Source organism: Ferroplasma sp. (assembly GCF_037442045.1).
In the GTDB taxonomy this organism is placed as follows: Archaea; Thermoplasmatota; Thermoplasmata; order Thermoplasmatales; family Thermoplasmataceae; genus Ferroplasma.
In genome coordinates this window covers 37,882-57,237 of sequence record NZ_JBBIRC010000002.1, presented here as the reverse complement: position 1 = coordinate 57,237, position 19,356 = coordinate 37,882, and the positions used below count along the sequence as shown (strand labels likewise).

Genomic DNA, 19,356 nt, shown 5'->3' with positions numbered 1-19,356 from the left:
ACAAGAGATTCAAAAAAATGGAAAATGGGATATAATGAATTATAATGATATCATTATGTACTATTGACATGTATGCTGTTAACAATGAAAGCCGAAGAAGTCCTGAACCTGTTACAGATATCCAGAATATTTATAAGATACTTAATAAGGGTGTAAAGAGGAAAACTGTTCTCTATGCACGTGTATCAACAACAAAACAGAAAACAGATCTGCAAAATCAAATAGATCAGATGAAGCAGTGGTGCTTCATGAATGGTTATACTATTAATGCAATATATTCTGATATTGCTTCTGGAATATCATTTGAGAAGAGAAAAGGATTCTTTGAGATGCTTGATCAGATTATGGACAATAAGGTTGAAAAAGTTATTGTAACATATAAAGACCGTTTAAGCAGAGTTGGTTTTGAATTATTAAACTAGATATTCAAAGAAGAGAAATAAATCCATTGAGATAGGATATGAAAATCAATAGGGCAGAGCAGATATATACAGAATACAACGAAAACATCTCCAGTCTATGCCATATTTCAAATAATCTTTATAATCAGGCAAATTATATTCTCAGGCAGTCATTTATAAAAAAGGAGAAAATGGAAGGATATTATAATTTAGTAAAGCAATTTCAGAATCATTAGAGGATGGGATAGATGGTATCTGGTTGCATCCAGGAAGTTTAAGCCTCAAAGAGATAATAACTTCCAAAGGAGTTTGTTATAATGCTTAACAAATTTCAAAACCTGAAGCCAACACTGAAAATGATAAAGATTATTAATAATTTAAAGCCAAATTAAAAATTTCATGAACAGATTAATTATTCTCTATATTTTTATATAGCCATTGAACCTTTTACTATACTTAAATATTAAAAATATAATTTTGTATACAATTGCTCCAAATAATTAAATTTCTGGTTAACATAAACTTTTAGTACTCATTATTTATATTTGAAATATGTACAGACCGCTAAAATATTACTCTGATGAAGTTATGAAAAATATGAATAACAGAGCTAAAGAAATAATGAGCTTTATGTATCCGCCTGTCACAATGTACGAAGACAATGGTTACATAGGAATAGAAGCAGACCTGCCTGGCTTTGCCCGTGATGATATAAAAGTTACACTGGAAAAAAATGCGATAGTGATAAGGGCAGAGAGAGAAATAAAACCTGAAGGAACCGTATTTGAAAACCAGAGGCCAGATAAAGTCTTTAAGAGAATGGCTTTGCCGCTTGAAGTTGATACAGAACAGGATTTTGTTGCTAAGTATAATGATGGAGTATTGTCATTAAAAATACCGGTAAAAAACGTGAAGACTGTTAAAATAGAATAATTATTTTTTTAATATAAACGCAAAAAGAATGATATCTATTATTATAATAATATATGATATTACTGGATGAACTCTGGAAAATAATATCATTGCTATAAGAACTGCTGATAAAAATACTGTTTCTGGAAGTTTTTTATTTTCTTTTGTTTCTCCTCCTCTTTCTTCAAGGGAACGTTTCAGCAAGGGAAGTACGTCCAGGCCTTTTTCAATTGATATGATTGATTTCTGGACAAATTCATTTATTTCCTTTCTATAAAGTTCCTGAAGCATCCCTTCATTGTAAAGTATGTCACGCAGAACCAGAACAAATTTAAAATTCGGATCCAGTGTTTTGCATATTCCTTCAAGCAACGATGACATTCTCATGTAAAGCACAAGTTCTCTTGGCAAGTGAAATGGAAACTCAAATATTACATTGTTTGCTATTTCAAGCAATTCCCTGATATCCATTTCATTTACATTTGCACCTGAAAGGTTTGCTATTGATAATTCAATGCCCTTCCTTATTATTCCGCGGTTTGCAGCAGGTGACAGTGCATTCAGCTGTAGAAGTGAATCCATAATCGTATCTGGATCTTTATTAATCAGGCCATCATAAAGCTTTAAAAGTTTGAATCTTGTATCGTCATCAAGTTTTCCAACCATTCCAAAATCATAAAGTATTATTTTACCCTCATTTGAAATAGCTATATTGCCTGGATGTGGATCTGCGTGGAATATATCATTTCTAAGAAGCATCCTTATAAAGGTGAGGTCAAGCTTATGGGCAAGTTTTGGAAGGTCTATTCCTTTCTGTTTAAGCTTTTTTACATCTGTAACTTTTATGCCTTCAATGTATGTAAGTATTAAAACCTGCTTGGATTCAAAAAGAATGTCCGGTATAATTATATCATATTTCTTAATATTATTTCTTATTCTTTTTATATTCTCTGCTTCTATCATGTAATTTGTTTCATCATATATCCTTGCAGAAAAATCTGAAAGAACGTTTGATATGCTTATATAGAGATAATTATCTATAAATCTTTTAAACGTTTTTAGGAGTTTCTTAATTACAATTAAATCGCTTTTAATTGTACTATCTATATTATGCCTGTTTACCTTTACTGCAGCATCTATTCCCATATAGGTTGCCCTATATACCTGCCCAAGTGAGGCACCGGATATGGCATTTTCATTGAAGTCGCCAAAAACCTTGTTAATTGCGCCAACGTTCTCTTCTATTAGGGCTCTTGCATATGCAAAATTATCAGGAGGCACTTTGTCCTGAAGATCGGAAAATGCCTTTAGATATTCCTTAGGCAGCAGATCCGGCCTGGCTGAAAGTACCTGCCCAAGCTTAATAAATGTTGGCCCTAATTCAATAAATGTATTCACTGCTGCACGGCCGTGCTTCTCTATTTTATAATTATATTCTTCCTGCCTTTTAGATTTGTTTCTATCGGAACTGAATTTCAAAAATACTGGCAATAATTTTCCAAGGTATCGAATTTCCTTTCTGTTCAGACCTTTAAGATCAGTATTCACCTGAGTTCATTTAAAACATCCTTTTAATATTTACTGGAAAGGAATATAGATTATATGTATTGCAATGCGCCCAAATGCAAAAATGTTTACAATCCAAATTCATTTATAATATTACACTGAATTCATGCCATAAAAATTGTTTATAAAAAAAAATAAATCCAATGACATGATTGGTTATTATGAAAAATGTGGAAATCTCTCCCTCAATTATATCCAGCGATCTTCTGGATCTAGGAAATCAGATTAAACAATGCCAGCAGGCGGGTGCTGGTTCATTCCACCTTGACGTTATGGACGGGCATTTTGTTGACAATATTACAATGGGACCTGAATTAGTTTCTTCAATAAGAAGAGGCACGGATTTGAGGCTGGATTGCCACCTTATGATAGAAAGGCCAGATAAATACTACAAAGCATTCTTAAAGGCAGGATGCGACGTTCTGTTAATACATTATGAAACTCCTATAGAAATTGCAGAATTCTTTAAAAAGCTTGAAAAAGAAGAGATAAAATATGGAATAGTTATCAATCCTGATACAGATGTAAATAAAATTTTAAAATTTGTCCCATTCTCTGAAATAGTTCTGGTCATGTCTGTTTATCCTGGTTTTTCTGGGCAAAAATTCATTGAAAGTTCACTGGATAAGGTAAGAATCCTGCGAAAATATATAGATGATAATCTCTACAGCACAAAAATAGAAATAGATGGAGGAATAAATGATCACACAGGAAAACTTGCTGTAGAAGCAGGAGCAGATATTCTTGTATCAGCATCATATATATTTAATAATGGCATTTCCGAAAGCATAAAGAAATTAAAATCCTTATAAGTTAAGGACAATTCTTCCATTGACCCTCTCTTTGAAAGCGTATAGCGCGTCTTTTATATCCCAGAGAGAGTATTCTTTATACATTGGAAGGCGAAAATTGCTTTTTTCAAGTATGCTTAAAAGCTCGGATAAATCTTTTCTTGTTCCTCCAGTTGATCCTGTTATTTCCAGCTCATTTGTGTACAGTTGTGCAATATCCAGATCCGCCATTCTACCTGTCAGTACACCATAGGTAACTATTTTGCCCTTTCTGCGAAGATGCTTAATTGAATCGCCAAACAACTTTCCTCCCAGTGGATTTATAATAATATCAGCAAGGAAATCCTCCGGAATCGAGTCAATAACCTTTATGCCAAGCTCTTCAAGTTCCTTATTTCTTGAATAAACATAGACATCAAGTCCCATTTTATGTGCCAGCTGTACTGTAAATATTCCCGTATTTCCTGCACCGTATATCAGTATTTTATCATTTATTTTCGGCTTTGAGCGTTTCAGAGACCTATAAGATGTTAATGCCCCAATGCCGATGCTCACCGCCGTATTATCGTCTATTGGCTCAGGAACTCTGAAAAGATTCTGTTCATCTATTTTGATATATTCAGAATATCCTCCGTTGGTAATCACACCCCATATGCCGCCATTGTAGCATAAATGTTCATTCCCGGAATAACACATATCACATGCATTGTCAAATATGCGGTTGTATACTATTACCCGATCGCCTTTCCGTATATTTTTTCCATCTTCCATTGCAATTCCCATAACTTCTGAACCGGGAATATGCGGCATTGGCTTTACATTGTATACAACATTGCCAGCTATAAGATTATAATCCAGTGGGTTTAATCCCGCCTTTATTACTTTAACTTTAATTCCGTTGCCTTTTAAATCTGTATCCACAATTTTTATATTATCTATTCCGGATTTGTCAAACTCTATTGCTTTCATATGTAATTATAGACAAATCTGATTATTAAATTTATTGAAAATAATAGTTAAAAAAAATATAATTTAATATTATTCATTTTCAATTTTGGCTCTTAGCGCCTTTAAGGATAGATTTTCTGGAGAATATTTAAGAACACTGTCCAGTATCTCCAGAGCCTTTTCCTTTTTCCCCATCAAATAGTATATGTTCGCCTCATCCTTATAATATTCTGGATTTCTTGCCAGTTTAATGCATTCGTCGAGATCCAATAATGCCTCCTGGTATTTTTTAAGCTCTGTATATATCTGGGATCTTTTATACAGGAATACAGGGTCAGACGAGTTCAAATTTACAGCCTTGCTGTAATCGTTTAATGCCAGATCTCTTTCATTTTGTTTCCAGTAAACATTGCCCCTATTGTAATAATAATCCGGCATATCATCCTCTATTTTAATTGCCGCATCAAATTCCTGCAATGCTTTATCAAGCTCATTCGCATCATCATATATAGAACCCAGAGTATTATGGTAATCTCCCCTGTCCTTACTGAGTTCTATTGCGCTTTTGCAATCTTTAATTGCATCATTATACATATGCATAGAATAATACGCCAGTGCCCTATTTATGAAATAATCTGGGTCGGTTTTAATAATGTTTATTGCCTTTGTGAATTCCTTAACTGCGTCAGCATATTGCACCACATTAAAATATGATATTCCACGTTCATTATAATCATCAGCTTCATCATCTTTCTTATATACATAATTTTCTGACATAATATATGATATTTATATTTAATATATTAAGATTAAGTGCAAAGAATCATGAAAAAACTTAATAATAATTTAACCAATTAAGTGTAACTTGAAAAACATAGAAGATTATAAAAAGCAGCTCGATGAACTGAAGGAAAAGATAAATATTGAGTTAGAAAATTATTTTCATTTTAAATTGCAGGAATGCAATGATAAAAAAATAGCGGATATTATAACCAGGTTGAGAGATTTTACCATGAATGGGGGAAAACGTGTAAGGCCAATTCTCATGATACTTGGGTACAGCATGTTTGCCGAAGAGAATGAAAAAATAATAAAGGCTTCAATTTCAATAGAAATGGCACAATCATTTCTGCTTATACATGACGATATAATGGATCAAAGTGACATGAGAAGGGGGAAGCCAAGTTTCCATAAAGGCATTGAACAGTCGATGAAGGGCGATGGTATAGCAAGAATTGCGGAAAACATAGCAATCAGTGCAGGCGATCTTATTGATACTTTTTCCCATGAGGCGCTTATTCGTTCCGGTTTTAATGTTGAAAATCTTCTTGATGCGGATTTAGAATTTTCCAGAATAATAGAAGATACGGGAAAAGGGCAAATACTTGATATATATTCCTCAATAGAAGATGTATACAGCGAGGAAAGGCTTTTAAAACTTCATTTTCTCAAAACAGCAAGATATACCATTCAGGGGCCGCTTCTCATGGGTGTATATCTATCAGGAAATAAAGAGTATATAGATGACATCAAAGAATTTGGAAAATACGCAGGCATAGCTTTCCAGCTTTATGATGATTTACTCGGCCTTTTTGGCAATGAAGAAAAAACGGGAAAACCGGTGAAAGGTGATGTTAACGAAGGGAAGAAGACACTTTTAATGATAAAAGCTTATAATAATTCAGACACAGAAACAAAAAATTTCATACAACGCTGCCTTAAGAGCGGAAACATAAATGATTCTGACTTTTATCACCTTAGAGAAATAGTAAAATCTACTGGCTCATATGAATATACGTTAACAAAAATAAATGAATATAACAATCTGGCGAGGTCTGCACTGGTAAGAATAAATGGAAATCAAAAAATAAAGGAAATGCTGGATTTCCTTCTTGAATATCTTATAAAAAGGCAAAACTAATATTTTGGCATATGCATGGAATACATTTCTTTTAATGTATTATCATCAATATGTGTATAAATCTGTGTCGTTGCCAGGCTTGAATGCCCAAGTATCTGCTGAATGAATCTTATATCGCCTCCATTCCTCAAAACTGATGTGGCAAATGTATGCCGCAAGACATGAGGTGTAACATTTTTGATTATTCCTGTATTCTTTGCTACTCTCTTTACCATTCTTTCAATTGTGCTTGTGTTAAATTTTGTTTTTTTATTTGATATGAAAAGATAGTTATTGTTTGACATAATTTTGATTCTATCTTTCATGTAAGATTTTACATGGTTATGACATATTTCCGGCATTACCACAATTCTATCTTTATCGCCTTTTCCGCTATGTATATATATTATATTTTCATCAAAATCTACATCTCCGAGCTGCAAATTTGCCAGTTCACTGACACGTACCCCCGTATACAGGAATACTGATATTATAGCATGATCCCTTGAATTTGTTGTACCGTTAATCAGTATGCCTGCGTCTTTCTCATTTAAGTATACCGGCATTTTTTGTGACCTTCTTGGTGGTATAAGATTTGGAGGAATTTCTTTATTTTTAAATTTATAATAAAGCCGCAGGGCCTTCATGGCAAGATACTGTGATGCTTTTGAATAATTTTTTACGGTGACGATGAAATGCTTATAATTTTCTATGTCCTCATAATTTATTGAAGATATATCCTTATTACAGTATAACAGGAATCCAGAGAGCAGGAATTTATATTCCTTTATTGTATAGAAGCTCTTCCTTTCAATTATCATAAATCGTTCAAAGGATTTTAATTCACGATTGCTGTCCATTATTGTGTGCATAATATTATCACCTATTATCTTTACCTTTAAAATCGTCTTTGTTGCTGATACTTGAAATTATAGTAGCAGTATTTGTGGAATTTGCAGAAATGTAATATGCCATTACCAGAGTAAAGAATAGAAGTATTGGCCCCTCAACGAGCAGATATCCTGAGCGGATGCCATTGTACTCACCTGTATTCAATGGAGATACATGCAGTATAAGTGCCATTAAAACGCCTGCACCTATAAATATGAAAGCTACTGCAGCAAGGTAAATCCTGCGCTTTTTAATATCTACAGATGGGAACAGAAGTCCGACAACAGTAAAAACATTGCCAAATATGAGAAAAACTGGAAATATTCTCGGTATTATGCCAAAATAGTAATTATAGCCAAAATATGTTATGAGTTTTTTACCCGGGATAATGAAAATTAAGAGATATGTAATCGAAACTATAAGAATTCCAACATAAAAAAATTTACTGTACCGGTTCATATTTAATATTAATTGTCAGACATATTTAAACTTTTTGAAATGCTATTTTATTGTAAAATTTTAATAAAAGGTATAATTAAACGGCAAATACGTAAATTTATATTCCAATTAAATATCATAAGTTAAATGGAATTCAATAAAATCAAGGCAATGCATTTTCCAAACGATGTTTACATAGGGCATAACGCCATTGATAATATAAGGCAGGTAACTGAAAACCATTTAAAGTCCGGCACAATTTTGATAGTTTCTGGATCAAAAACCTATGAAATCGCAGGAGAAGCTGTTGTTGAAAAATTGCACGGGCTTGATTATCATGTGTTAATGTCAGGCAACGCAACCATGGATGCATTGAAAAAGGCTGAAGAAGAAGTATCACAAATTAAGATAGGAATTGTTATCGGTGTTGGTGGCGGATCTAAAATAGATATGGGAAAAAAGATAGCTTTTGATTTAAACGTTCCTTTCATCAGTTTTCCAACTGCACCAAGCCATGATGGCATTGCGTCGCCAAGAGCTTCAATATATGATGGAAAATCCTTTTTATCAATAGAGGCTGCAATGCCAACAGCTATTGTTGCCGATACCAAAATCATGGCCAAAGCACCTTATCGCTTTGCAGCTGCTGGAGCCTCTGATGTTATATCAAATATTACTTCTGTTATGGACTGGAAGATGGCAAACAGGATAAAGGGGGAACCATTCAGTACCACAGCCGCAGTAATTTCTGAATATTCTTCAAGAGAACTTATAGAAAACGCAGGCATGATTCAACCGGGGCTTGAAGCAAGCATATGGATGATAACAAAACAGATACTTGCATCTGGCACTGCAATGGCAATAGCCGGCTCCTCCAGGCCTGCAAGTGGAAGCGAACATCTTTTTGCCCATGCGCTTGAAATTCTTGGCAGTGGAAATGCAATGCATGGAGAGCAGGTAGCGATGGGTTCCTTAGCTGCAATGTATCTTCATGGTGGCGACTGGAAAATGCTTTACGATACGTACAAAAAAATAGGGGTGTCGACAAAGGCAAAAGATTATGGCATATCTGAAGAAGTTGCCATTAAAGCCCTTTCAATAGCACACAGGCTGAGGCCGCAGAGATATACCATACTTGGCGAAACGGATTTAAGCGAGGAGGTTTCAAGAAAAGCATTGAAGTTGACAGGAATAATATAATTTCCTGCGATTTATTAATATCCAGCAATGGATATCTAATTTAAATCATAACTTTAATAAACCATTTAATTTTATGGAATGTGATCAAATTGGATAAAATAAGTTTAATTGGTGTAGAGCTGGCAAAACCAGGCCTTGTATTCACCTTCAGAGGGGCACTGTCAGGCAAATGCGATGAATGCAGAATAAAAAGTGTTTGCTTCAACCTGGAGCCCGGCAGGTCATATAAAATAAAAGAAGTAAAGGAACAGGTAAATCCGTGCTTCATATATGATAAAAATAAAGTTTCTACAATTGAAGTTGAGGAAGTTCCTGATACGTATAATGTGCAGAATGGAAAGCGCCTTATGGAGGGATCTTCCATTGAATTGCGGAGCATGAAATGCGATTATCTCACCTGCCCAAATATAGAGAAATGCAATCTATTAAATATGAAAGCAAACAAGAAAATTGTTGTCAAAAATATAAAAAGCAGATTGAATTGCCCGAAAGGATACGATATGAGAGAAGTTGAATCTTAATGCTGAAAATTGGATTGATCGGGAAACCAAATGCAGGGAAATCCACATTGTTTTCGGCCATAACTTCAATAGATGTTGATATAGCAAATTATCCATTCACAACAATTAAGCCAAATGTTGGCGTTTCCTTCATAATGGATAAATGTCCGGAAAGTGAGATAAATGCAAAATGTAACCCCAGAGAAGGCAAATGTATTAATGGCATCAGGTACATTCCGGTAGAAATTATAGATGTTCCAGGCCTTATAGAGGGAGCAAGTGAAGGAAAGGGCATGGGAAATGAATTTTTGGATAATATCAGGGACGCCGATATTATAATAAATCTTTTTGATGCTTCTGGTATGAGTGACTCCGAAGGGAATCCATCTGAAAAAAAGCATGATCCAGAAGAGGATATTAAATTTGTGAAAAATGAGATAATTAACTGGATGAGCAATAAAATATCTAAGGATTGGCAGAAATTTGCCAGAAAGGAAGATAACAGCAGTGAAAGGCTGGAAGTTAAAATGCTGCAGAAAGCAGCAACATTTGGTTTAAATGAAAAGGATGTAATATTTATAATGGCGAAGGAAAAATTCCCTGATAAGCTCATTCACTGGAGTCAGGAGGATATAAACAGATTTTCCCAGACAATATTAAAGTATGTTAAGCCGATGTTCAATACAGGCAATAAAGCGGATCTATTAACAGAAAACATGCTCGAATCATTCAATAATACTGATGAAAAAAAATATTTAATTTCAGCGGAATATGAACTTTTAATAGAAAAAGCGTTCAATAATGGATATATAACATCGGACGGAAGCGACTTTGCATTTACAGCAAAATCAGGGGAAGCACAGAAAACTGTTCTCAATAATATAAGGAAAAAATACGAAAATGGCAATATAATGCGTTTTTATGATGTTCTTACATCAATAATAAAATCACTTGGATACATTGTTGTATATCCTGTTCTTGATGAAAATAAATGGGAAGATAAGAATGGAAGAGTGCTCCCAGACGCCTATCTTGTGAAGGATGGTTCAACCGCACTGGACCTGGCATATAAAATACACACAGACATTGGGAAAAACTTCATTCGTGCAGTTAATGGAAAAACGAAGAGGATTATTGGAAAAGATTATAAATTATTAAATAATGACGTTATTAAAGTAATTTCAAATTCAAGGTGATGTAGTGGCAAATGGTATAAATGCAGGAAAAAAATTAATGAAAGCAAGGAAACATTATGAGTGGTCTGATCGTAATTATAAAAGAAGGATGCTTGATCTCAGAAGAAAAAGTGATCCCCTTGAAGGGTCTCCACAGGCCAAAGGCATAGTTATAGAAAAAGTTGGCATAGAAGCAAAACAGCCTAATTCTGGAATCAGGAAATGTGTTAAAATACAGCTCATAAAGAATGGGAGGCAGTTAACTGCTTTTGCACCGGGCGATGGTGCAATTAACTACATCGATGAGCATGACGAGGTCATGGTGGAAGGCATTGGCGGAAGAATGGGAAGAAGTAAAGGAGATATTCCAGGAGTGAGATTCAAAGTAATAAAAGTCAATGACATATCTCTTAACCAGCTTGTACGTGGTAAAAAGGAGAAAACAGTAAGGTGATTTCATGGAACAGTTAATAATGAACAAATATGATATTTCAGGTATACAGATAAAAGACCAGGGTCTTGCCACATATATAAATTTAACATCTTATCTTAACCTTGACACAGGAGGCAGGTTCTCCAATTATCTGTCTGGCAAAAGAAACATAAATACAGTGGAAAGACTGCTTAACAACCTTATGAGAACTGCAAAGTGGACAGGCAAGAAATATTCAGCTTATAGAGTTCTTGGAGATGCCTTTGATATAATTGCAACAAAAACAAAGCAGAACCCTGTTCAGATACTTGTTTCTGCAATAGAAAATTCAGCACCAAGAGAAGAGGTTACAAGGTTAAAATATGGTGGTATTGCAGTTCCTAAATCAGTCGATGTTTCACCGTCCAGAAGGCTTGATGAGGCATTAAGAAATATAGCCAAAGGAGCAACAAAAGCCTCATTCAAACATAAAACACATATACAGGAGTGCCTTGCAAACGAGATTTTGCTTGCAGCCAGAAACGATGCAAATTCATTTGCAATAAGCAAAAAAGAAGAAATTGAAAGAGTTGCAGCATCTGCAAGGTAAACGCAACTTATTTTTAATATTTTAAGCAATTTATTTTTTCAGTTCAACTTTATTGGTTTTGTAAGTAGTAATATTATAATTTTATACTTTGGCTCAATTGCATAACAAATAATTATAACTTATAAGTGGTAGTTATAGATGAACTATAATTTTAAAAATTTTGATACTCAAAAAGTCCAAGGTCGTGAGCTGTTAACAGCATCTTTTTTTGGCCGGATTCTGTTATATCCTTTAATTCTTTTTTTACGTATTTTTTTATTGCATCCTCAAGCCTTTCATTTTCTGCCAGAAATATTTTAATATTATCATTTGCAAATTTATTTCCCTTAAGAAACATTACGCCGGGTGAATGTATTTCATTTACTATAAAAGCACTGACATCTTTATCCAGAGCGGATTTGAGCATAATCATTCCAGGAACTGATTTCGCAGTTTTTGCTGGATTGTCATATATTTCTACAAGTTTTGCAAAGTCACTTATGTCGTAAATATATATTTCCTGACCAAGGGGTGGGCAATCAACTTTTCCATCGGTTACTGGTACTGCCACTTTTACCATGGTAAGACAATATCACTTAAAATAAATATATTCCTGTTTCATTAAGATGTATTAATACTGATTTGCATAAAATGTAGAACAGGCAATTAACTGTGAAATTAATAATAATCTGCATGATTTGGATTTGCGGCTCTTTGTGTTTCTAAAAAATGAATTAAGGGGAATTTGAGAAATTAGAATAATTAAAATTATGAAATGAGTTTATAAATAACTCCTTTTTCACTGTAAAGCCTGTTTTCTGCCTCATCAAATACCACACTGTGTATTCCATCAATAATTTCATCTGTTACTTCTAAGCCTCTTCTGGCCGGCAGGCAATGCATAAATATGTAATTTTGATCTGAAAAATCTGCAAGTTCCTGATTTACCTGATATCCATTAAATAGCTTTTCCTTCTGTGCCTTTTCATTTTCCTCCCCCATTGAAACCCATACATCTGTATATATTACATCTGCCGAATCTACTGCAGTTCTTGGATCTCTTATTATTTCAATCCTGCTTCCGGTCTTTAAAGCCAGATCTTTTGCTTTATGGATTATATCCTGATCAGGTTCATGATGTTCTGGGCATGCTACTGATATGTCCATTCCAGTTATTGCAGCACCAAGAAGCAGGGAGTTTGCCATATTGTTTCCGTCACCTATATAAGCCATTTTAAGATTTTCCAGCCTGTGTTTCTTCTCCATAATTGTCATAAAATCGGCAACAATCTGCATTGGGTGTTCAAGGTTGTCAAGAGCGTTTAATACTGGAACAGTTGCATATTTTGCCAGTTCCCTTACATTTCTATAATCAAATGCGCGGTAAGAAATTATATCCACGAATTTTGACATTACTCTTGCGGTATCTGCGATGGTTTCTCCATCCCCGAGATGCATATCCTTTGGACTGAGATAAATTGCATGGCCATTAAGCTGTTCCATGGCAGCTTCAAGAGATATTCTTGTTCTTGTACTCGGCTTTTCAAAAATCATTCCCAATATTTTCTTATCAGAAAATTTTATAGTTTTATCTTTCTTCAATTTTATGGATGTGTCTATTATTTCACATAAATCATTTTCCATGTCTGCAACTGATAATATATCTCTTTTCATGATTGTAAATAAAAAAGATTAATTTAAAACTTCTTATTTATTTTATCAGTATATAGAGTAATCGCAGCTCTGCTGCCATCGCCTACTGCAGTGGCAATCTGTTCTTCACTTCCAGAAAGCACATCGCCTGCAGCATATATGCCGGGGATGCTTGTTCTTCCCTTTTCATCTGCAATTATAAATCCATGTTTATCCAGCTCCATGCCTATGTTTTTAAGGAAAGATGTTTGAGGAATGACACCTATATACACAAAAATTCCATCAATATTTATGATTTTTTCATCACCTGTGCCAAGATCTTTATATTTTATCCCGGTAAGTTTTTTGCCGTCTCCCAGGAATTCTTCGGATTCTGCATTAAGTATAAAGGGAATTTTTTTCTCATCTATTGCTTTTATGTATGCCTCTTCGCATTTTTTAATTTTTGAATGCGCTATAATAGAAACATTTTTTGCAATTCCTTTCAAATAAAGTGCTGATATAGCGCCGGAATTCCCGCCACCAATCACTGCTACATTTTTATCTTTGAAAAGGTAACCATCACATGTAGAGCAGTATGATATTCCTTTACCATAATATTCATCCTCCCCCTTAATGTTCATCTTTCTATGTGTTGTACCTGTAGTTATTATTATGGCGTTTGCTGTGAATTCTGACCTGTTTGTAATAATTTTAAATTTATCTCCTTCTTTTTTAATATCGCGCACATCTATTTCGGTAATAATTTTTCCGTACTGCTCGTAATGCTTTTTAAAATCTTCAGCAAGGTCAGATCCAACTATTGCATTGTATCCAAGATAATTTTCAACCAGAGGTGATACTCCTGTATTTCCTCCAGGAACTGCTTCACGCTCCAGTATTGCTACACTCATACCGGATCTTTTAATATAAACGCCTGCAGAATATCCTGCTGCGCCGGCACCAATAATAATAACATCATAATCTGTTGCATAATCTCTTTCTGTTGAACTCACGTTAAACTGCATCATAATAAATCACCGTTTAAAATATTGCTAAAAGGTATATATACTTTTAAAATAAAAATAAAAAATTAATAGCCGCCCATGCCGCCTGGCATGCCGCCCATTCCGCCAGCTCCACCCTGTGGGGCTGATGATTTTCTGCTTGCTATTACATCGTCTATTCTCAATATCATTGTTGCAACTTCCACCGCACTTTCTATAGCATGTGTTTTCACACGGAATGTATCATACACACCTGCGTTCAGCATATCACTTATTTTATTTGAATCCATATCAACACCGAAGTTTTTGTTTCCCTTTTCATGCTCAGATTTAAGCGATATCAATGTATTTATTGGATCCATTCCTGCATTTTCTGCAAGTGTCCTTGGAATTATCTCAAGTGCCTTTGCAAAAGCTTCTATTGACAGCTGTTCCCTTCCTCCTACACTGTTAGAATAGGATCTGAGTTTCATTGCAAGCTCGGCTTCTGCTGCTCCTCCTCCTGGAAGATATTTGCCATCTTCCTTTGTTATTGCAACTACACGTATTGCATCATTGAGTGATCTTTCAATCTCATCAACGACATGCTCGGTTCCACCCCTTATTAATATGTTAACGGCCTTTGGATTTTCACAGCCAGTAACAAATGTCATCCTGTCATCGCCTATTTTTCTTTCCTCGACGGTTTCGGCTTTTCCCATTGTTTCTTCTGTTATGTCATCAAGATCGGTAATCATCTTTGCTCCCGTGGCTTTTGCCAGTTTTTCCATGTCGCTCTGCTTTACTCTCCTTACAGCATATATTCCGTATTTTGCAAGGTAATACTGAACAGTATCATCTATTCCTTTCTGGCACAGGACAACGTTTGCACCTGATTTCTTAATTTTATCAGCCATGTCTTTAAGTGTGTCGGTTTCCTGGTCAAGAAATTCCTGGATTTTTGAAGGGTCTGTTATCTGAACTTTCGCATCTATTTCTGTTTTCTTAATTTCCAATGCAGAATTTATAAGTGCTATTTTAGCGTTCTTAACAACAGATGGCATTTTTGAATGAACCTTTTCCTTGTCTATTATTATTCCATTTATGAATTTTGTATCTGCTGCACTGCCGCCGCTCTTCTTATCGACTTTTATATTTGCTGTATCAACTACAGTTTTTTTGCCAATTGTGTCACTAACGGAATTTATTGCCTTTACAACAAGATCTGCAAGGAATTCAGGTGCCACCCCTGTGTTTTTGCCTGACAGTGCTGTAATTGCAACCTTTTTAAGCATTGCATCATCACTTGCACTTACTGCCATATTTGAAAGCTGTTTTCTTGATTCTTCTGCAGCAAGATGGTATCCGTCAGCTATAATTGTTGAATGGACTCCCTGATCCAGCAATGCTTCTGCCTGCTTTAAAAGTTCTCCTGCGAATACAACAACTGTTGTTGTTCCGTCTCCTACTGCTGTATCCTGTGACTTTGCAGCCTCTACAATCATTTTTGCAGTGGGATGGTCAACATCCATTTCTTTCAGTATGGTTGCACCGTCGTTTGAGATAATTATATCTCCTATGGAATCAACCATCATCTTGTCCATTCCTTTTGGTCCAAGAGTTGTTCTTACTGCATCAGCAATTGCCTTGGCGGCTTCAATGTTGTTCTTCTGGGCATTCTTGCCCTGTTGCCTTTCTGTTCCTTCTTTTAATATTAATATTGGGGTTTGACCTGACATCATAACAATCGATTCATAAATATGTTCTTCAATATAAATTTTTCTAAAATTGAAATATTAAAATTAAAGAATGAAAATAATTTTAATTTTTCCTTGCCAAAGTTTTCTTTTTATTTTCCTTCCTTACCTCTGATGGTAGCCTGCCAAGCCTGTAATCTCCAGTATCCACAAATTTTATCATGGATGCCAGAACTGGATGCACATTTTTAATCTCACCATAAATATCAAGTGCAACTTTTCTCAGGTCAGGATGCACCTGCTGATTGCTTCTCAATTCAATGAAATATGTGAGCTCATTTAGATTAGAACTGAAAACTAACGGATATTTATATGCGTATGGAACTGCATACTGAGCTATTTTTGTACCAGATTTTTTCTTTATTTTATTGTATAATGGCACTGCTTGCTCCATCAAATCAATATACTCCGATCTGAGTCCTGATATATCCCCAAGGGTTTTTGGTATATCATATCCATATATTGTTGATAACGGTTTCCTGATTATTGAAAAAAACCGGTGGCGCTGGAATTCCCTAAATGCGCCGTAATTCATAGTTACTTCAAATGTATAATTAATCCCTTCAAAAGACCTGCCGAGTTTATGCCTGCGATTTTGCCTGAGTTCTGTCAACTGATTTAAAATTTTGTGTTCCTTTTCTGAAGGCATGCCGGTGCTTCCATAGTAGCCTGAATTACCATAAACAAGCATCCTGGTAGCCATGTCTATTGCCTTCGCTTCATCCATATAATTGAGCAGTTTTACAGCACAGGCATTGCTATCATCCACATTAAAATTATTTCCAATAGAATCTCTTGCAATATTGTATTCATTCTGGGACTTTCCATGGCCAGATACAGCATCGTCTATTAATTCCGGGAGTTCCGGCTTAAGTTCATTATAAATTAGATTTCCATATTTTGATGCTTCAGGAATTCCATAAGCATTGAGCCTTTCTATAAGAGATATGAACGCCCTTCCATTGCCCGATATTCCTATGTTTGTTAGGGTTGATGATGGAAGCACAGACCTGATTTCGTCAAGAACGGCTGATCTCAGGGAGGTATTATATGATTTTTCTATTGTTTTTTCATCAATATTTTTTAATTCTGATGATCTATAATTTTTTCCACCAATTTCAAAAGTAAAATTTTCCAGTGGATTGATTTCACCCATATATTTGAGCATTTCCGGGTATGCGCTGGAATAAAAATTAAAGAGTTCATTGCAGTATTCATTGTAATCATCAGGTTCTTCTATTCCAGCATCTTCACCATGCAGGAAAAGATATTTTCCATTATCTTTTTTATTGTATTTCACATATCTTGATGATTTTTCCAGATATGACAATCCTATTCTGGGTTCCTCTATCACTTTTGATATTATATTTGACACATTCTGGATTCCAAGCTGGGCTGTTGTAAGCTCGGCTACGGATTCATCACCATAATCAAGAAATATTCTTTTATAGAAATCGACAGCTTTATCTGGATTATTTTTGAATTCTTTTTCATAAACTCCCCTGATATCAAGGCTCCCTGTTCTACTATACCTGGACATTAGAGCTCCTCTATCAATCATATCTGTTTTTATTAAAAAAACATCTTTATCCCTGTTTGAAAAATCATCCATGATATTTGAATTAATTCAAAGAATAAAAATATAACTATTTGTTGATTGTTGTGGCAAATTTAAAGATATAAGATTTTTATATGCATTAAATATACAGTATCATGAAATTAATAGTTCTTGGTGGGTCAGGATTCGTTGGAAGCAATATCCTGAAACAGATGGATGCTGAAGAAAAGGCTTATTTTTCAAGGAATAATTCCGAGGAACTTGACAGGCTTGGCGTTAAATATATAAAAGGCGATGTTAGGGAATATGAAGATGTTAAAAACGCCATTGGTGATTATGACCTTATTGTACATGCAATAGATGTCTTAAAAGAAGATGAGGAAACACATGAAGATTTATCGCTTAAGGGCATGAAAAACGTAGTTCAGGCCATGCAGGAGCTCAGAGGAAATAAGAAACTTATATACTTTTCAGCAATAAATGCAGACAAGGGAAGTACCGATTATTTCAGGTATAAAAGGCTTGCCGAGGATAATGCAATCATGCTCAAAAATTCACTTGTTATAAGGCCGTCCACAATGTTTGGAGCCGGTGATAAATTTACAAAAATGCTTCTTGACGTTGCAAAGGGGAAAGTTCCATACCTGCCAAAGAGCGGCAATATGGCACCAGTATACATCAACGATGTTATCACTGTGATTAAAAATTCACTTGAAAGGTCTGGAGTACTTGATGTGTGCACAAAAGATAAAGTAACATTTGCAGATATGTTCAATATTATTAGAGCCAAACTTGGGATGCAGCCTGTGAAGGAAGTGTCATCATTGATTTTCAGACCTTTTATAGGAACATTGCAGAAAAGAGGATTGCTTACAAAGGAGCAGTTTTATATGCTTCAGCTGGATTATTACAAGGAGAATACATCCTTATTCAGGTATGTAAAGGAGCCAACAACATATAAAGAATATATTGATTCCACAGATTTAAATAATTTATAGACCATGCTATGAAGGAAGGCACTAAAACCTTAATACCGAAACTATAGAGAATACAATTACTGCGAATATCAAAGGAGAACGTTTCCTATGGCTTCGTTATTTATCATATTTATTAATTTTGGCATAAATTCCAGTGTATAATCCGTTATATGCTCAGAAAAATCGGGATCTTTTTTCAAGGTCCAGAGCTCTGATAAGGCTATTCTGAGATTTGAAGCTGCAAGCACAAGGTATGCGGTGTATTTATCGCCATTATCCATTTTTTGTTCAATATCAATCCATTCCTTTGTTTCATGTCTCATAGATTTCCTAACCTGATCTGGAAGAACTGTATCACTATCATATATGTTTTCATTCAGTGTATCCAGTATATCAAGAATTTCCCTGATTTTTTCAACATTTCTCGCCTGAGATACGGCAAGGCCAAGATAAGATTGTACTATTTTTATATGTGCTTCATAAAGGAAAAATGCGTGGTCTGGCGGAAGAGTTTTATCTATTAATTCGCAGTATTCATATAATTCTTCTACTCCCATAACAGTAAATTATTACCTATTTAATTAAATTATTCAATAAAATATAACTACAATAGCTCCGGGCAGATTCGAACTGCCGTCTGCTGGTCCAGGGCCAGTAATGCTTGGCCTCTACACCACGGAGCTTTATACGGTTATTGCTATTTGATATAAAAATATTAATAAA

The 19,356-nt window shown here is 34.8% G+C and carries 20 protein-coding genes, 1 tRNA gene and 1 pseudogene; 10 read left to right on the top strand and 12 right to left on the bottom strand.

Annotation, left to right across the window (positions count from 1 at the left end; genetic code table 11):
* Positions 1-84: 84 nt before the first annotated feature.
* A pseudogene (locus WKI77_RS00645) lies at positions 85-419 on the top strand (IS607 family transposase); the annotation flags it as partial.
* 534 nt (positions 420-953) lie between these two features.
* The gene (gene hsp14 / locus WKI77_RS00640; protein ID WP_337859906.1) at positions 954-1,334 is read left to right on the top strand and encodes an archaeal heat shock protein Hsp14; all 381 of its coding nucleotides are present in this window, start codon (positions 954-956) and stop codon (positions 1,332-1,334) included.
* Here the strand turns inward: hsp14 and WKI77_RS00635 are convergent, their stop codons facing one another.
* Positions 1,335-2,861, bottom strand: a complete 1,527-nt coding sequence (locus WKI77_RS00635) for an AarF/UbiB family protein (RefSeq protein WP_337859905.1) — start codon at positions 2,859-2,861, stop codon at positions 1,335-1,337.
* Between the two features lie 179 nt (positions 2,862-3,040).
* On the opposite strand from WKI77_RS00635, the gene rpe reads away from it, so the two are divergent.
* The gene (rpe, locus tag WKI77_RS00630) at positions 3,041-3,691 is read left to right on the top strand and encodes a ribulose-phosphate 3-epimerase (RefSeq protein ID WP_337859904.1); all 651 of its coding nucleotides are present in this window, start codon (positions 3,041-3,043) and stop codon (positions 3,689-3,691) included.
* Here rpe and WKI77_RS00625 read toward each other — a convergent pair.
* The gene (locus WKI77_RS00625; protein WP_337859903.1) at positions 3,686-4,639 is read right to left on the bottom strand and encodes an alcohol dehydrogenase catalytic domain-containing protein; all 954 of its coding nucleotides are present in this window, start codon (positions 4,637-4,639) and stop codon (positions 3,686-3,688) included. The genes rpe and WKI77_RS00625 overlap by 6 nt on opposite strands.
* Positions 4,640-4,708: 69 nt before the next feature.
* A complete protein-coding gene (locus WKI77_RS00620; protein ID WP_337859902.1) occupies positions 4,709-5,395 on the bottom strand; it encodes a tetratricopeptide repeat protein in 687 nt (228 codons plus the stop codon).
* An 88-nt stretch (positions 5,396-5,483) separates the two neighbouring features.
* Between WKI77_RS00620 and WKI77_RS00615 the strand changes: the two genes are divergently transcribed.
* Positions 5,484-6,539: a polyprenyl synthetase family protein gene (locus WKI77_RS00615; protein WP_337859901.1), complete on the top strand. Its 1,056-nt coding sequence runs from the start codon at positions 5,484-5,486 to the stop codon at positions 6,537-6,539.
* Here WKI77_RS00615 and xerA read toward each other — a convergent pair.
* Both xerA and WKI77_RS00605 read right to left on the bottom strand, forming a co-directional pair.
* On the bottom strand, positions 6,536-7,390 hold the full coding sequence (xerA, locus tag WKI77_RS00610; protein ID WP_337859900.1) for a site-specific tyrosine recombinase/integron integrase: 855 nt from the start codon (positions 7,388-7,390) through the stop codon (positions 6,536-6,538). The genes WKI77_RS00615 and xerA overlap by 4 nt on opposite strands.
* Positions 7,391-7,397: 7 nt before the next feature.
* A complete protein-coding gene (locus tag WKI77_RS00605; RefSeq protein ID WP_337859899.1) occupies positions 7,398-7,868 on the bottom strand; it encodes a hypothetical protein in 471 nt (156 codons plus the stop codon).
* Between the two features lie 126 nt (positions 7,869-7,994).
* On the opposite strand from WKI77_RS00605, the gene WKI77_RS00600 reads away from it, so the two are divergent.
* The 5 genes from WKI77_RS00600 to WKI77_RS00580 all read left to right on the top strand — a co-directional run bounded on the left by WKI77_RS00600 (position 7,995) and on the right by WKI77_RS00580 (position 11,744).
* Positions 7,995-9,047 carry an NAD(P)-dependent glycerol-1-phosphate dehydrogenase gene (locus WKI77_RS00600; protein ID WP_337859898.1) on the top strand — a complete coding sequence of 351 codons (1,053 nt, stop codon included), beginning with the start codon at positions 7,995-7,997 and terminating at the stop codon, positions 9,045-9,047.
* Positions 9,048-9,127: 80 nt separating this feature from the next.
* A complete protein-coding gene (locus tag WKI77_RS00595) occupies positions 9,128-9,568 on the top strand; it encodes a UPF0179 family protein (protein WP_337859897.1) in 441 nt (146 codons plus the stop codon).
* On the top strand, positions 9,568-10,743 hold the full coding sequence (gene ychF / locus WKI77_RS00590) for a YchF-related putative GTPase (protein ID WP_337859896.1): 1,176 nt from the start codon (positions 9,568-9,570) through the stop codon (positions 10,741-10,743). The genes WKI77_RS00595 and ychF overlap by 1 nt, the downstream gene beginning before the upstream one ends.
* Before the next feature lie 4 nt (positions 10,744-10,747).
* Positions 10,748-11,176: a 30S ribosomal protein S12 gene (locus WKI77_RS00585; RefSeq protein WP_337859895.1), complete on the top strand. Its 429-nt coding sequence runs from the start codon at positions 10,748-10,750 to the stop codon at positions 11,174-11,176.
* 4 nt (positions 11,177-11,180) lie between these two features.
* Positions 11,181-11,744, top strand: a complete 564-nt coding sequence (locus tag WKI77_RS00580) for a 30S ribosomal protein S7 (RefSeq protein WP_337859894.1) — start codon at positions 11,181-11,183, stop codon at positions 11,742-11,744.
* 151 nt (positions 11,745-11,895) lie between these two features.
* Here WKI77_RS00580 and WKI77_RS00575 read toward each other — a convergent pair whose 3' ends face one another.
* The 5 genes from WKI77_RS00575 to WKI77_RS00555 form a co-directional block, all read right to left on the bottom strand.
* Entirely contained in the window at positions 11,896-12,303 is a 408-nt protein-coding gene (locus WKI77_RS00575) for a diguanylate cyclase (RefSeq protein WP_337859893.1), read from the bottom strand.
* 188 nt (positions 12,304-12,491) lie between these two features.
* Complete coding sequence (argF, locus tag WKI77_RS00570) at positions 12,492-13,397, bottom strand: ornithine carbamoyltransferase (RefSeq protein ID WP_337859892.1); 906 nt, start codon at positions 13,395-13,397, stop codon at positions 12,492-12,494.
* Between the two features lie 23 nt (positions 13,398-13,420).
* A complete protein-coding gene (locus tag WKI77_RS00565; RefSeq protein ID WP_337859891.1) occupies positions 13,421-14,386 on the bottom strand; it encodes an FAD-dependent oxidoreductase in 966 nt (321 codons plus the stop codon).
* A 62-nt stretch (positions 14,387-14,448) separates the two neighbouring features.
* Positions 14,449-16,083 carry a thermosome subunit alpha gene (thsA, locus tag WKI77_RS00560; RefSeq protein WP_337859890.1) on the bottom strand — a complete coding sequence of 545 codons (1,635 nt, stop codon included), beginning with the start codon at positions 16,081-16,083 and terminating at the stop codon, positions 14,449-14,451.
* A gap of 79 nt (positions 16,084-16,162) precedes the next feature.
* Positions 16,163-17,710 carry an FAD-dependent thymidylate synthase gene (locus WKI77_RS00555; protein WP_337859889.1) on the bottom strand — a complete coding sequence of 516 codons (1,548 nt, stop codon included), beginning with the start codon at positions 17,708-17,710 and terminating at the stop codon, positions 16,163-16,165.
* 101 nt (positions 17,711-17,811) lie between these two features.
* Between WKI77_RS00555 and WKI77_RS00550 the strand changes: the two genes are divergently transcribed.
* Entirely contained in the window at positions 17,812-18,654 is an 843-nt protein-coding gene (locus WKI77_RS00550) for an NAD(P)H-binding protein (RefSeq protein WP_337859888.1), read from the top strand.
* A gap of 68 nt (positions 18,655-18,722) precedes the next feature.
* Here the strand turns inward: WKI77_RS00550 and WKI77_RS00545 are convergent, their stop codons facing one another.
* Positions 18,723-19,190, bottom strand: coding sequence for a DUF1940 domain-containing protein (locus tag WKI77_RS00545; protein ID WP_337859887.1), 468 nt, complete (start codon positions 19,188-19,190; stop codon positions 18,723-18,725).
* Between the two features lie 53 nt (positions 19,191-19,243).
* Positions 19,244-19,316 (bottom strand) — tRNA-Gln (locus WKI77_RS00540).
* Positions 19,317-19,356: the final 40 nt, after the last annotated feature.